Origin of the sequence: Shewanella metallivivens (assembly GCF_028750675.1) — a bacterium.
In the GTDB taxonomy this organism is placed as follows: Bacteria; Pseudomonadota; Gammaproteobacteria; order Enterobacterales; family Shewanellaceae; genus Shewanella; species Shewanella metallivivens.
The window spans coordinates 111,167-125,329 of the sequence record NZ_JAQQPZ010000005.1 but is presented as its reverse complement, the minus strand read 5'-3'; the positions used below and the strand labels follow the sequence as shown (position 1 = coordinate 125,329).

10 protein-coding genes and 1 other RNA gene are annotated in these 14,163 nt (G+C 42.5%); 1 reads left to right on the top strand and 10 read right to left on the bottom strand.

The window, feature by feature from the left end; translation table 11 throughout:
- Nucleotides 1-360: 360 nt before the first annotated feature.
- The 4 genes from PQR79_RS08635 to PQR79_RS08620 all read right to left on the bottom strand — a co-directional run bounded on the left by PQR79_RS08635 (nucleotide 361) and on the right by PQR79_RS08620 (nucleotide 7,952).
- The gene (locus PQR79_RS08635) at nucleotides 361-2,448 is read right to left on the bottom strand and encodes an MtrB/PioB family decaheme-associated outer membrane protein (RefSeq protein WP_238106372.1); all 2,088 of its coding nucleotides are present in this window, start codon (nucleotides 2,446-2,448) and stop codon (nucleotides 361-363) included.
- 12 nt (nucleotides 2,449-2,460) lie between these two features.
- A complete protein-coding gene (locus tag PQR79_RS08630) occupies nucleotides 2,461-3,450 on the bottom strand; it encodes a DmsE family decaheme c-type cytochrome (protein ID WP_238106371.1) in 990 nt (329 codons plus the stop codon).
- Between the two features lie 97 nt (nucleotides 3,451-3,547).
- Entirely contained in the window at nucleotides 3,548-5,509 is a 1,962-nt protein-coding gene (locus tag PQR79_RS08625) for an OmcA/MtrC family decaheme c-type cytochrome (protein ID WP_238106370.1), read from the bottom strand.
- Between the two features lie 280 nt (nucleotides 5,510-5,789).
- Nucleotides 5,790-7,952 carry an OmcA/MtrC family decaheme c-type cytochrome gene (locus PQR79_RS08620; RefSeq protein WP_274408445.1) on the bottom strand — a complete coding sequence of 721 codons (2,163 nt, stop codon included), beginning with the start codon at nucleotides 7,950-7,952 and terminating at the stop codon, nucleotides 5,790-5,792.
- A 351-nt stretch (nucleotides 7,953-8,303) separates the two neighbouring features.
- On the opposite strand from PQR79_RS08620, the gene ffs reads away from it, so the two are divergent.
- Nucleotides 8,304-8,401: signal recognition particle sRNA small type (gene ffs / locus PQR79_RS08615), an RNA gene on the top strand.
- A 124-nt stretch (nucleotides 8,402-8,525) separates the two neighbouring features.
- Here the strand turns inward: ffs and PQR79_RS08610 are convergent.
- From PQR79_RS08610 to dinG, 6 genes are all read right to left on the bottom strand, one after another.
- On the bottom strand, nucleotides 8,526-8,828 hold the full coding sequence (locus PQR79_RS08610) for a late competence development ComFB family protein (RefSeq protein ID WP_238106368.1): 303 nt from the start codon (nucleotides 8,826-8,828) through the stop codon (nucleotides 8,526-8,528).
- An 81-nt stretch (nucleotides 8,829-8,909) separates the two neighbouring features.
- Nucleotides 8,910-9,830 (bottom strand): histone deacetylase family protein, encoded by a 921-nt coding sequence (locus PQR79_RS08605; protein WP_274408444.1) that lies wholly within the window; start codon nucleotides 9,828-9,830, stop codon nucleotides 8,910-8,912.
- The gene (locus tag PQR79_RS08600; protein WP_238103348.1) at nucleotides 9,830-10,534 is read right to left on the bottom strand and encodes a DUF2057 domain-containing protein; all 705 of its coding nucleotides are present in this window, start codon (nucleotides 10,532-10,534) and stop codon (nucleotides 9,830-9,832) included. The genes PQR79_RS08605 and PQR79_RS08600 overlap by 1 nt, the downstream gene beginning before the upstream one ends.
- 9 nt (nucleotides 10,535-10,543) lie before the next feature.
- Nucleotides 10,544-11,206 carry a primosomal replication protein gene (locus PQR79_RS08595; protein ID WP_238103347.1) on the bottom strand — a complete coding sequence of 221 codons (663 nt, stop codon included), beginning with the start codon at nucleotides 11,204-11,206 and terminating at the stop codon, nucleotides 10,544-10,546.
- Complete coding sequence (locus PQR79_RS08590; protein WP_238103346.1) at nucleotides 11,203-11,976, bottom strand: TSUP family transporter; 774 nt, start codon at nucleotides 11,974-11,976, stop codon at nucleotides 11,203-11,205. Before PQR79_RS08590 ends, PQR79_RS08595 begins: the two co-directional genes overlap by 4 nt.
- 8 nt (nucleotides 11,977-11,984) lie before the next feature.
- Nucleotides 11,985-14,060: an ATP-dependent DNA helicase DinG gene (dinG, locus tag PQR79_RS08585; RefSeq protein ID WP_238103345.1), complete on the bottom strand. Its 2,076-nt coding sequence runs from the start codon at nucleotides 14,058-14,060 to the stop codon at nucleotides 11,985-11,987.
- Nucleotides 14,061-14,163 lie beyond the last annotated feature (103 nt).

The following is a 14,163-nucleotide window of genomic DNA, read 5'->3' as shown; positions in this document are numbered from 1 at the left end:
ATTAGAGTGTGATCTATTTTAGGCTGCGTCACTAGACCCAGTACAATGAAAATGACTGCAGGTGTAGTCATCTACATCAACGTCATTTGAAGCCGTAATGGGGTTTGTGACACAGCCCCGAAGGGCGAATTTATCAGCGTGGTATTCTTTGTCAGCCTTTCTTAACGTAGTGCACTATGCCCTCAAAAGGCTGCCTCGACTACCTCACTGATAACTTTCGCTAAAAGAGCAAACTCTAATGCGGATTGGTATTAATATTACGCAAGATTTATGTATTTGAAGCAAAAAAACCAGCATCTACAATGCTGGTTTTTCATCAACTGGGGCCGTAATACTTCTCCCCGTGACTATCGCTAGAAACTATAAGCGATAAGTCATACTTAACATGACCATATGCGCAGTGTAATCATGATCTACATTACCAAAACTGACCACATTCCAGATAGTGTCTTGGCTGAGGTCATTAGATGCGTCATTATCAAGATAGTTTTCCATTTTGTAATCAACACGCACACTCATGTTGTCAGTGGCTTGATATTGACCGTATAAGTTAAGGTTATGCACTTTGGCAAAATAGTCGCCATAATCACCGGTTACCCCTTGGCTGACTTGAGTGGTACTGTCAGAGTCTGAGTAAGTGTAATCTAGGCCGAGCTTGAGTCGACTGTCCATTAAGTTTCTGTAACTTATCCCGGCACCAATATAATCAATAGTGTCTTCAATATCAGCTTGCCAGTTGGCGACACTGAAACTTGAGCTGCCTGATTGTTTTGACTCAATGGTTTGGTGGTTATAAAACGCATTGAGTGATACATCGGCATTAACGGCATAATGTACATTGACATCATAATAGGTGTCTGTTGACTCTGTTAAGCCAATTTCTGTGTCAGTGTAATCATCTAAAGAGTAGCGAGCACCAAAGTCGACAGTTAAGTCTGCTAGTGGCGTATGACTAAACCGAGCTTCAATTTGACTGCGGTCACGATCGGCAAGATAGTAACGACGTAATAGGGCGTTTTGTTCAGTAGATGCGGTTTCAGATGCTTGATATTCTGAGCCATCACGTTGGCTAAAGCTGCCTTTAAACCACATATTCCACTTGTCGAAGCTGTTTACCCGCACACGAGCCCACAGATTATTTTCGTCGGTGGTTTCTCGGTCTTGGTAGCTGCGTTCATCCCGTTCAAAGTCGTAACCGGCATCCAGTTTAATCCCTTGGCTGATCCGATAGTCGGTAGACAGTTTTGCTCGTTGAGTGGTGAGATCGTAAGGGGTGTTGTATTCAGCTTCACCTGTTACATCATTGATGCTGATTTGAGTCCATTGTTCTATTTGAGTTTTATTGTCTCTGTCATTGTAATCATAGCTACCACTGACTCGCCATTCACGGTTAAGTCGGGTTGTCGCTTTAAGGGTCATGCCAGTGATATCGACTTTGGCGTCGATACTTTCTGCCGGTAAGTCGTAACCATAACCTATGCTGGTGAGTGATTGATCTTGGGTCATTTGGCCAACCAGTAAACGTCCGCTTAGGTTGGTTTTAGCCAGATTATATTGACCTAATAAAGAAACGGTATGCGCTTCGTTATCAGGGTCTAATGACATATAGCCGCTTGTTTGAGCGCCAAAGGTTGGGTTAAAGGCACTGTCGAACCCTAGTTGACTATTGTCATTTTTAAAGACTGAACCACTATAATTAAGGCTAGTAAACCAGTTGTCGCCTTTAAGTTTAATACCAGCATTTAGGATATCAGTGGTGTAATCAACGGGCTCGGCTAGCATCATGGATTGGTTATAAATGCTGCCTGATGTTGTTTTTGTGCCGGTTTTTTCTTCCCGTTGAAAATTCACATAAGTCGTTAAAAGTGATTCGGTTTGGTACTCAACGCCCATGCCATAACGGTCACGGTTTAACGATAACTCTAACGGATTTAAGCTACTGCTGAGCATGGTCATGTCAGGGCTTGAGCCTGCAGTTACCCAATTATCTGGCAGCGTTAGGTAGTCGCTACCGATTTGTTGGTACGGGCTTAATGCACTGTTTGATTCATAATGAGCAAATGTGCGGTAATTGACATTGATGTTATACACACCTTGCTTACCCACATCGATGTCCATGCGGCCATTGTCCATCCCCAAATTATGAGCATCAACATTGGCTTGATAACCTTCTTCTCCGCGGTAACGAATGTCGGCGTCAACGTTTCCTGCCACCTCGTTACTGCTGTTAAAAGCATTGGCTGAATGAATGTCTTCTTCGCTATTGTATGCAATACCTGCGCTAATACTGCCGGTTGTACCGGTTTCGACTACGCAACGTTTACATTCCCAAGCGTCAAATTTTACCGAATCGGTTTTCGCATTGGCTAAGCCATAACCTTGTGCTAGTACGCCAAAACTGCAACTAGACAAAAGGGCTAAGGTGATGAGGTTTATTTTTGTATTCATTTTGTTATCTCCTTAGCGCTGCAATAACTTGCCAGATGGATGGTTAGAACCATGCACTTGGCTATGGCAGTTTAAGCAGCTTCGGCCACCGGTAAATGCATTGTCATTAACCGAAGAACCCATGCTGGTATTGCCTAAATAAGCACTGCTTGTATGACCGTCGCCTGAGTGACATTGCTGGCATAATTGAGGAGCACGAGTTTTTAGCATCGCATCGTTTACTGAACCATGAGGATTATGGCAATTGACGCAATTCTCGGTCACGGGTGCATGCTCCCACAGCTTTGGGCCACGTTTCTCGGCATGACAGCTATAACAGGTTTCATTGACGGTAGGTTTTACTAGGTCATCATCACTTAAGCTGCCATGTGGATTATGACAGTCACTACAAGTCATTTGGTTCCATTTCATTGGATGACTGCTGCGCTTGTTCATATCAGCTTTTTGTTTAGTGTGACAGCTTGTACACACGTCCATTTCAGTTTGCTTTGAGAGTACGGGATCGTGAGAGGTATGTACGTTATGACATGAAGCACAGGCAACATCACCACTGGCATGGTGGCTGCTTTCCCATGACATACGCTTATCGTCGGTATGACAACTCATACAAACACTGTTTTGTTTGTCTGCGGCTAAGGTTGAATCAGGACCAAAGGTAATCATTGGCTCTTTACCGCCGCGATTATGTGAACCTAATGGGCCATGACATGCCTCACATTGCAGGCCAGCCATTGGGCTTTTTGATGACTCGATGGAACCATGAACACCTTTAAATAGGTCCATGACTTTTTCTGATTTTTTATGGCACATTAAACAAGAATCTGCGCCTTTAGGGGAATATTTACCTTCAGCAAATTTTTTATCAAGTGTGGCTTCAACTTCTGCTGGGGTCATCGTTTCGTCCCATTTAGCAGCGTGTACAGGATTTGATAAAAATAAGGCTGATGCCGTAAGGCTAAGTAATGCAAAAAGTAGCGTATTTATTTGATTTGTGGTCTTCATAAGTAGACTTCCTAATTTGTCCATTTTGATGATCAACAGTTTGATAAAGTAAGTCATAATATGGGAGAGAAGTCAGGCTTCTCTCCCAATGAACAAATTAAAATTTTACTTGTGTGTGATTTTCAATGCTTGGTGCGTGGCAGTAGAAACACGTTTCAAGTTGCGCGGCATCATTGGCTTCTTGGTAGCTACCATTAACAATGGCACCTTGGCTGGTGGCATGTTGTGCTATGTCATCAAAGCCATGACAAGAAGCGCAGGTTGCTGTAATCGGTGTGGTATATAGACCCGCTGATGTAGCAAGTGCTCCTTTTACTTTGAATGCATCAAGGTTGAAATCGTCATGACATTGAGTACAGTCTTTAATAATGCCTTGTTCACCATGTACACTGTGCAGTTTCATTTCAAGCGCACCTTGGTTACCACCAGAGGCGTATGTGCCATCTGGAGTATGACAAGTCACACATCCATCAACCCCCACCGTGACTTCACCATTTAACTCACGACCTAGTTGCTCTGTCATGATAAAGCCTGCGTGGTAGCCTTTGTGAAGTTCAAAGGTTTCACCATGACAGTTTTCACATGCACTGAAGTTAACTGAGTCAATATGGCGGTAGCTAGGCGTTTCACCTGATAATGTGCCGTGTGCGAGTTCAGCTTTCATGCTGGTTGTGGCAACACCGTCAGCACAGTCAATAGCTTGGGTACCATCGTTACACATTTCTAGGCCGATAAAGCTAAATGCGGTATCGGTATCACCACTACCAAAAGGCAGTGAGTCAATCTTGTAAACCAATTTGCCGTCAGTCACGCTAACGTCAGTTTGAAGTTCACCTCCATTAACTAGGTCTTTAGTGATTTTAGCTAATCCACTACCAGGACTTGCGTTGTATCCCATAATTGGGAAGTTAGGTCCGACGTTGGTAATGGTTTCGATGCGTTGAATTTTGCTGATTAAGCTGCTTGCATCAATGGCGGTACCGCTAGAGTCTGTAATGGTAAGCGATAAGGTTGCTGACATGTCGGCATCTGTTGCTTTGTTTGCAACAAGTGTTGCATCCATACCATATAGGTTGATAAAGCTTTGTTTGTCGCTGAATGCTGAGATGTGTAATGTTTCTGTCCAGCTTGCATTATGGCAGGCAACACAGTTTGAGTTATCAACCTGTTGTGAGTGACCTTCGCCTGCTTCAAAATCAATATCGGTATGACAGCTGCTACAGGTTTCCATTGTAGGAATACGTGACCAGTTGTTCCATTCTGTTAGCTGCTCAGATTCAACGTGGCAAGTTGTACAGTTGTCTTGCACAACGGCATGCGCTGCTTCTGCGCTTTTATCAAGATTGCGACCATACATTTTGGCATCGTTGTGAACATTGTGGATAAGGTGACCAAAATCAACTTGCACTTTATCTCTTTCGATTGCCATTTCGTTTGTGTGGCAACTGAGACACGTGGTTAAATCGGTATAGCTGTGGTAAATACTTTCGCCTTCAGCATGGCAGGTATTACACGTGGCATCGCTGACAACGTTTTTAGTGTATGTAGCGTCATTACCTTCACCGTCAAAGTCTTCGGTGATTTCAGCCCGTGGTGACGTGCTGACACCGTCAAGTAACGTTGAAGCGCTAGAAATGACGTTGTAGCGTTGGGTTAGTTCTGGGTTAAAGTTTTCAACGTCGATGGTAAAGGTATATTTACCGTTACCTAAATCAGTAAATGCGTCTTGTGAGCCAATATATTGCCATTGCGCAGCATTGCCCGCACCAGATGCGCCTGCAGGAATAAGCTGGACTACTTTTTTTATTTCTATTTCTGTGAGACCGGCAATCGGTAAATCGCTTTCGTTAGTGGCAAACACCGTAACGGTAGGTTTGTTGTCTTGATAGGTCACATCGGTAATATCAAGGTTTAATGTTTGGATTGTTTCAGCTGGTTCGCCACCAGGGTTACCTGCTGTGCCATCTTCACCGTCACTACCGCTGCCGCAACCTACCAGTGTCATTGATGCTGACATAGCAAGTAATAATGCAATTTTTGTGTGTTTTATATTCATCATATTGTCCCTGCAAAGGTCATTCATCTAACTTACTGGCAGTATGTTCTGCGATATGTTTATCAGTTAAGTCGATGTTCATAAGTTTCCCAACACTAAGATTACTTTACAATCAACAAGACGTCTGTAAGGCGAACGCAATTGTGTGATAATGATCAGGCTATTATTAAAGGTGTATGTAAAATAATGCTTTATGGTATATTAATTGTCCTTTATATAAAAAAGACCCCAATTAACAATTGGGGTCTTTAGTCAGTATTTCTTGATTAATCAGATGTTAAATCTAAAATCCATGGCTCTCTGTTAGGCGAGTGGGTGTATGGCACGTTGAACACATTTCAGCTGAACGTGTACGCACATCTTCTTCGCTCATGCCATCAACAATACCGCCGTTAGATTCAATATGCGATACCGTCGATTCGGTGATATATTTCTGGTGACAGCTTAAACATGCACCGGTATCAGAAGAAACCCAAACATCAGCACCTGTGTCAGTGTCACCATAGCGCCATACTCGGTCCTCTGAGCGGCCTAAGGTAAAGCCATCTGTAGTGTGGCATGTTTTACAGTCAGTTTTTAATACTGTGCCTGACTCAACACCCGCAACACTTAGGTAGTGGCCTTCAGCACTGTGTGCTTTAAACGCAAAGCTAGTCGATTTTTTACCGCCTGGGTAAGTATCATCTGATCTGAGTGATTTATCGGGTGTATGACAGGTTTGGCAGTTAACACCGTTATCATAGTGATACACTTCTTGGTTGTGACAGCCTTGACAAGTTGTTGTATCAATGATGTTTCTGCGCTCTGCTGCTGTTTGAGTGCTATCTACAGCATCTGTCCCCATCACAAACTGATAGGCACTGCTTTTGATTTCAACAGTGCGAACATCGTCAGTATCACAAGAGGTTAGTTGTACTTCAGGACGACCATAACCGCCGTTGTTGTAACACGCACTGACAGCTGACCAAAGCTCAAATGTTTTACCTACATAATCACTTGGTAAGGTCACGTTGCTCCACACTAACGTCCAGCTATTGTCAGCATTGGCAACACCTTCGCTGAGTCTTAAGCGTCTTTGGCTGTAACTTGCATCATTATAAGCAGGGTAATCGATGTTACTGTCCCACGCCATGACAACACGGCTACTTGTGTCGATAAATTCTGCTGCAATAACATTAGCTGAGGCATCGGTAAATTGAACCTTGGTCGTGAATGCCCCATCAGCCGTTACGCTAGTATCGCTAAAGACGACATTCATGGTCTGGGTTTCGTTATAAGCCGTCATCACATCGCCGTGCGCTTCTTTTGCACTACGAGCATAGCCATCTTCAATATGACATGAAGTACATTGTGTACTTAATCCTACATGGTGCTCTGATGCTGATTCAGTATGACAAGCTATACAGGCTGTGTCGCTTAGGTTAGCTGTATATAATTCGGCGTCTTTTGGCGCGTCGGTGCCTTCAACGTGACATGCACTACAATCTGCGGCGGGTTTTTGTGGATACATGACATTACCGTAATCGTGTAATCCACCACCATAGCCAATGACTTTATAAGGTGCAGATTCTTCACCAGCAGCAGTATATGTCACACGGTCTTGGCCTTTGTGGATAGCATGAATCATATATGTAAAGTCAACACTGTTACCTGTTTCTGGGTCACCTGATGTGGCGGTATGGCAGGATGCACAGTTTTCTAAATCGATACGACGACCACCATGTAACTCCAAACTGTCCGGTTGGTGACAGGTATAACAGGCATCAATTGATACGACATCACGAGACGCGATATCTTCGGTCAGCCCTGTCGATGGTTGGAAATCATAATGGGCATTTGTTGTAACAAGTGGTTGTTTTAATTCAAGGGTAATTCGTTGAGTATTATCTTGATTGTAGGTAATTGTTAATGGTTCAGTAATCTGACTAATATTGGTTTGGAATGTATAGCTGTAGGTACCATCTTCATTATCAACAAAGCAAGTATCACAAGCTGAAGCGACTTCAACTTCAGCTTGGTATTGTTCTGATGGTGTAATGTTCGTTTCACCATCAGGAATGTAGCTTGCCGTTGGCTGTTTTAATACATTGATATAAGATTGCCACTGATAACCACGGTCTATTTCGGCATCAGCCACAGTTTCAATAACTGGGGTTAATTGTGCAACGCCAAAGCGCAAGTCGTGATCCTTAGTTAACCCAAGTACTGCAACGCCATTACCGTTTTTTAGACTGAAAGTAACATTAACGTTACCCTCGGTAATGGTCGCATCGGTAAATGTGGCTTGTAATGTGGATGCGCTGTCAATATCGATACCGATGATGCCATCTGTACCATCTACGCCATCAGAACCATCACTGCCTCCACAGCCTGATAGTGCAAAAGCAAGAAGCCCTGCGCTTATTACCGCTTTTGTTGCGGGACGAACTGTCATTGTTTTCATCATGTATTCCCTGCATTTTTAGTTATCACGCATTTCACTAAGGGTTAACAGTGTGCGGATTTTATTCATTACTTATGTTAGCTAACCTTTGCAAGTTACTCATCGAATTATGTGTAGAGTTGTGACTAAGATCTGACTATTCATTTTGGTGTAATCAACTTTAACCGTTGAATAACACTAAATTCTGATATTACGGAAGTTTTAACGTGTTTGGATGACATTTGCATAAGTATTGTTCAACTAAACACTTGAATGCAAAGTTATCTAGATTAAGGCTTGATCAAGCTAATGGGTTAGGGGATAATCGCCCACGTTCTGACAAACAACGTTGTTTATCAGAAGTCAATGGTGACCCTAGGGTCCCCCCGCAACGATAACTTGTGAACTCGGCCAGGCCCGGAAGGGAGCAACCGCAGCAAGCGACTCGTGTGCCGGGGTGTCGGCTCTAGGGGAACCTCCAAATCTTTTCCCCTCTGCATTTTACTAAAACAAAATTACTGTCACCTAACTCTCGTGTAAAATCTTTAAATTTACATTTTAAAACAGTAGGATAGCGTAATAAGGCGACCCGATAGTTTATATTTGCTGTGTTGCTGCAAACTCGGCTTCTTCTTGTAACCGTTTTTGTAAATTGGCTTTTAAAAACTGGCGAGACTTTTCGAGCGCATCATAAATCTCGGTTTTCATCATGTGTAACTCTTGGTAGTTTTCAAAAAAATACGTGTCGACCAAATGGCGAATATAGCGCACAGGTAATTGATTTAAGGTGACGCAGCATAAATCGGCTATGTACTCTTCTGGCAACTCTTCCATTAAGCCTTCATCTCTCAGTATTTCCATTAATAGAACTTCATAATAGTTACGAATATCTAAGTGCATTATTTGCTCCATTGAGATCAAATTTGTGGTCGACGTCTCTGCCGAATACTTTGCATACATGTGTCAGCTAAATCAAAGAGATTATTTGTATAACCATACCTTGTTTGCTGCAATGAGTAATTGGCTATGTCGATGTGTCAACTCAGCTTCATTACGACTATAGCCTCCACCAATCACGGCTGCAAGGGGGATATTATGGCTTTTGGCAATAGATATCACTTGAGTATCTCTGGCTAAAATACCCTGGTTAGAAATATTGAAGTAGCCTAAATCGTCATCCTGATGGATATCTACTCCTGCATCATAAATAATCAGATCAGGTTGATGCAGCCGAATAAGGTAGGGCAGGATTTGCTGAATATGTTCGAGGTATTCTGGGTCACTGCAGCCTTTATTCAAATCAATATCATGATCTGAGTGTTGTTTACGTGATGGAAAGTTTTGTGCGCAGTGAATAGAGCAACTAACAATATCTGGGTACTGTTGAGCTAAGGTTGCAGTGCCATCCCCTTGGTGGACGTCGCAGTCAAAGATTAACACTTTATCCGCACCGCCGCTATTGATTGCGGTTTTCGCTGCAATAATTAAATCATTGAAAATACAAAAACCACTGCCAAAATCGTAGTGAGCATGGTGATACCCTCCCGTTAAATGCACTGCAAAACCCTGAGCTAATGCGAGTTGCGTACAAAGGACTGTACCATTGACAGCATGAAGGGTGCGATTGACTAATTGTTTACTCCAAGGAAAACCAATGCGTCGTTGCGCTTTGTGATCTAAAGTGCCGCTGATAAATTGATTCACATATTCGGGGCAATGAACGTCATGTAATGCTTCGATATTAATGGCGCTGGGGATATGGCGTGATGGCTCAAATAATAATTGGTGCGCAATGGCATGCTGATAAAGCAGTTGATATTTAGTGGTTGGAAATCGATGAGTGCGAGGTAACGCCAGCTGTGAGTAGCTGGCGTGATACACAAAAGGGATCGCTGTCGACATTACAGTTGTTTAATTGCCCAGCCCATAAATTCTTTACGGGTTTTTTCATCCGCTTGTAACCACCAATATTGCAGCATTTGTTGAGCTTGTGCTGGATTCTCACCACTGGCAGCTTGCGGAGCCTGATTAGTCACGGCTACGGTTGGAGCAACATTGGTTGCTACGGTAATATCTGATTGTTCTGGAGCCTGGGCCACCATTTGTGGAGCATCTGTGGTGGCAGAAACGGATAATTCGTCAAAGTCTTGTTGTTGCTTCGTTTTAAATAAATTACTGATGAATGTTTCTTCAGTAAAGTTAGTGTGTTCAACACTATAAGATACCGTTCCATTATCTTTACGGTTAAGCTTTACCTGCGGCTTTTTGGCAAAGGCCTTTGGCTCCTTGATGGCATCACCTTCGGCTGGTTTTAAGTTGTATTGATAATCACCGTCGACGGTTAGCGTGACAATAAATGGCGTTGATTTCACAAATGATTGGCTGTCGCTAAACGAGTCATCGATGATGTCGTGATAACGTATCGCAATTTTATGAGTGCCATTAGTGAGTGTTAAATCTGATTGATGCCTAAACATGTTTGTTTCAATGGCTTCACCATCAAGCGCTAAATATTCAAAAGACATTGGAATAGTTAAATTAGCTGCAAATACAGAAGATGAAGTTAATAATGCTAACAGCGCACTAGTGGTGAATACAGATTTCATTGTTGCTCCTTAACGAGGGTAACTTTGACGAGGTCGCTCAAATAATTGAATGCGCTCTTCAATATAACTAATTGCTTGTTTGCATTTTCCTAAGCGACGATGCATCAAAAGGATGTCATTTTGCAATTTAATTTTGTCATCACTATGACAGAATTCAAGATTTGCTTCCATTTGGTGAATTTTTTGTTCAAATTTTTGTGCCCAATTAAGGTGTTTATTGAGCTCTGCATATAATTGATGGCTGTTTTGCATCACATTACTGGCAATCCAACCAAAGCCGCTATTTTGAGCTGATTGTAGCTGCTTTTTGGCATACCGAGCACGATTACTGGCCTTGCGTTGTGCTTCGGCTTTTAAATTGATATCGGTGGTTAATAGCGCTCTTTTTAAAGCAATGAAACGGTCTTGGATACGATCACAGCTCAATTGAATAACTTGACCACCAAGTTTAAGCGATAACTGTTTTTCAAGTTTTTGAATGTCTTGGCGAAGCTGGGCGATACAGGGGCTCAGTAAACCACCTTGTTGGGCAAACAGTTGGCTATTAAAGCGTTCTGTTTGTTGTAATGTTTGGCGATGATTAGGGGGCAAGTTTTGGTCATGTGCTAGTGCATCGCGCTCAAGTTGAGCGAGTTGTTGCTTTAACATTGAAACCAATTGTTGGGTATTCATCCCCAAGCACTCCAAGTTAAGTGAACCGCAATAGACAATACCATAATAATAAAAATGGGCTTAATAAATGGGATCCCAAAGCGAATGGCACTTCTGGCGCCAATATAAGAGCCTGCCATCATGCAAAAGCCCATCCACAAACCTAATACCCATTGAACCTGCCCCATCGAGGCAAAAATTATCAACGCGGTAATATTACTCACAGACGTCATGACTCTGGCTAAACCACAGCTATACAATAGCGGCAGCTTATGGAGAGAGACAGACGTGACGGTCCAAAATGCACCAATACCAGGTCCTGCAAAGCCATCATAACTACCAAGTATAAAGCCTTGGCCGATTTGTTTATGTTTGGGCGAGCGCTCAACGGGTAAATTGATATTGCCATCGCCCATGGCCTTAGGGCTAAGTAACGTATAAATGGCAATACCAATAATCAATAACGGTAAGATTTTATCTAACCATTTGGGATCAACCATAAACACCAAGATACAGCCAGTGATTGAACCTATGAAGGTTGCAACAAAGCAGGCTTTCCATAATTTGGGGGTGAAAAGTTGCTGTTTATAAAAGGTAAAACTGGATGTGACAGAGCCAAAGCATGCTGCTAACTTATTGGTTCCTAGGGCAAGGTGGGGCGGAATACCAACCGTGAGCAACGCGGGAATGGATAATAATCCTCCACCTCCAACGATGGCATCAATAAAGCCTGCAATGATGCCAATGACCGCTAATATAGCCCAATGGCTAGGGTCTAATAATAAATCCAACTCAATACCTATTCTATTACACGTCTAAATGGGGGAAGGGCATCAATTAATGATTTGCCATAACGTTTAGTCACTAAGCGCCGGTCCAAAATGGTGACTCGGCCATAATCTTGCTCTTTACGTAATAAGCGACCACAACTTTGGACTAATTTACGCGATGCGTCTGGAATTGTCAGCTGTAAAAAGGGATTGCCACCTTTTACTTTGATATATTCTGCATGTGCTTGTTCAACTGGTGACGTTGGTACCGCAAAAGGTAATTTAGTGATAATTAGGTTGGTTAAGTAGTCTCCAGGTAAATCGAGCCCCTCAGAAAAACTGCCGGTGCCAAAAATAATACTGGGTAAGCCTTCATCGCAACGTTGTTTATGCTTTTCTAATATTTGTTGCCGCGGCATTTCGCCTTGTACAAATAATTGATCTTTGGCTATTTTACCCTCTACAAATTCGACCACTTTCTCCATTTGCCAATAAGATGCAAATAACACAAGGGTGGCCATTTCGCCATCAACTAATGTCACTATGTGTTCAGCAATTTCGGCGGTGTAATTGTCATCTGTTGGCTCGGTTGCCATTTGCGGAATAAATAACGTGGCGTTGTTTTCATAATCAAAAGGTGACAATAAGGCTAAAAACCGGCTGCCATCATTAATGCCTAAGCCGACTTGATGAGCAAAGTGATTAAAGTTGTTTAATGCCCGTAATGTTGCACTGCAAAGTACAACGCCAGCCGCTTTTTGCCACAACATTGACTCCAACATAAAACCAACTTCAATGGGGGATGAACAAAATAAGTAGTCTTGTTGCTTACCAGTGATTAGTTCTGCCCAGCGAGCCATTGGCGCGCCTTTTTTGCTGTCTTCTTTGGCCATCATTTTCCAAAGTTTATGTAAGTTATCTAAACGCTGTAAAATAAAGCCTGTTTCAGACAATAAACCTTCAGATTGATGCTTTGGCACTTCACCATCTTTAATGGCTTCACTTAATACTGACACCACTTTATTAAATTGTTTTACTGCCGAACCGGATGCCGTAGCCACATTTTCAGCTTGAATTAACAACGCTTGGGGTAATTGACCGTGCTCAAAGCGCAAACGACTTTCAGGATTGGCAAATAACTGTGGCTGGGTGTCGCAATAATGGGCGACTTGTGTCAGTAAGTTGGTTAAATCGGTTATGTGGTCAAGCATGGCTTGCACAGGGGCAATAATATTATTGGTTTTAAGCTGGTTTTGCAGTTTAGAGCATGTCTTTGAAGCTTTTTCTAGCCAATCACAGGCACCACGTAACGTTGCCTGTGCACTGGAAAAGTCTCTCGCAACGATGGGTAAGTGATGCGCTTCATCTATCACATAAAACATGTCTTCAGGCTCGGGTAAAATCACCCCACCGCCTAACTCTAAATCAGCAAAGAGCAAACTATGGTTAGCAATGAGTACATCCCAAGTGTCAACGTCTTCACGTGCTTTATGAAATGGACAATTGTGATGGGCTGACACTTGACGATGACAGCTGTGTTTATCACAACAAATTTGCTGCCATAAAAAATCTGGGATAGGTTGTTGCAGGGTATCTATTTCACCGTTCCAACGTTTTTGATGAAAATCTTGATGCAGTTTTTGTAATTCATTAATTTGGCTTTGATCGGGTTTGGTTTGCCACATTGCCATTTGTGAGCTGTCTTGCGTGCCGAGCATTGCTTCAAGCTTGGCTAAACACACATAGCGTTGGCGGCCTTTAACCAAGCCAAATTTAAAATCGACTCCAGACTGTTGTAAAAAAAACGGCAAGTCTTTATGCAAGAGTTGTTCTTGCAGGGCTACGGTAGCCGTTGCAATACACACCTTTTTTTTGCTCGCAATGGCTAAAGGAATGGTTCCAAGAATGTATGATAATGATTTACCAATCCCAGTACCTGCTTCAACGACAATAATGCGTCGGTCTTTGTCATATTCACCCGCCAGAGTTTTGGAAATCTCGGCTACCATATAGTTTTGTTCGCGACGAGATCGAAATTGCGGCATTGCATTAGCAATTTCTTTATAAATAGTGCGAATTTGACTTTTTATCGTATCCGGTAGCATAGAAGTATGATTTCTGCGTTGTCTGAATTATGCTGTACATAATAACAGTGAATTAGCATGCTACGAAGTAATAAATAAAATTGAATCATTTAGCGACGCAAAT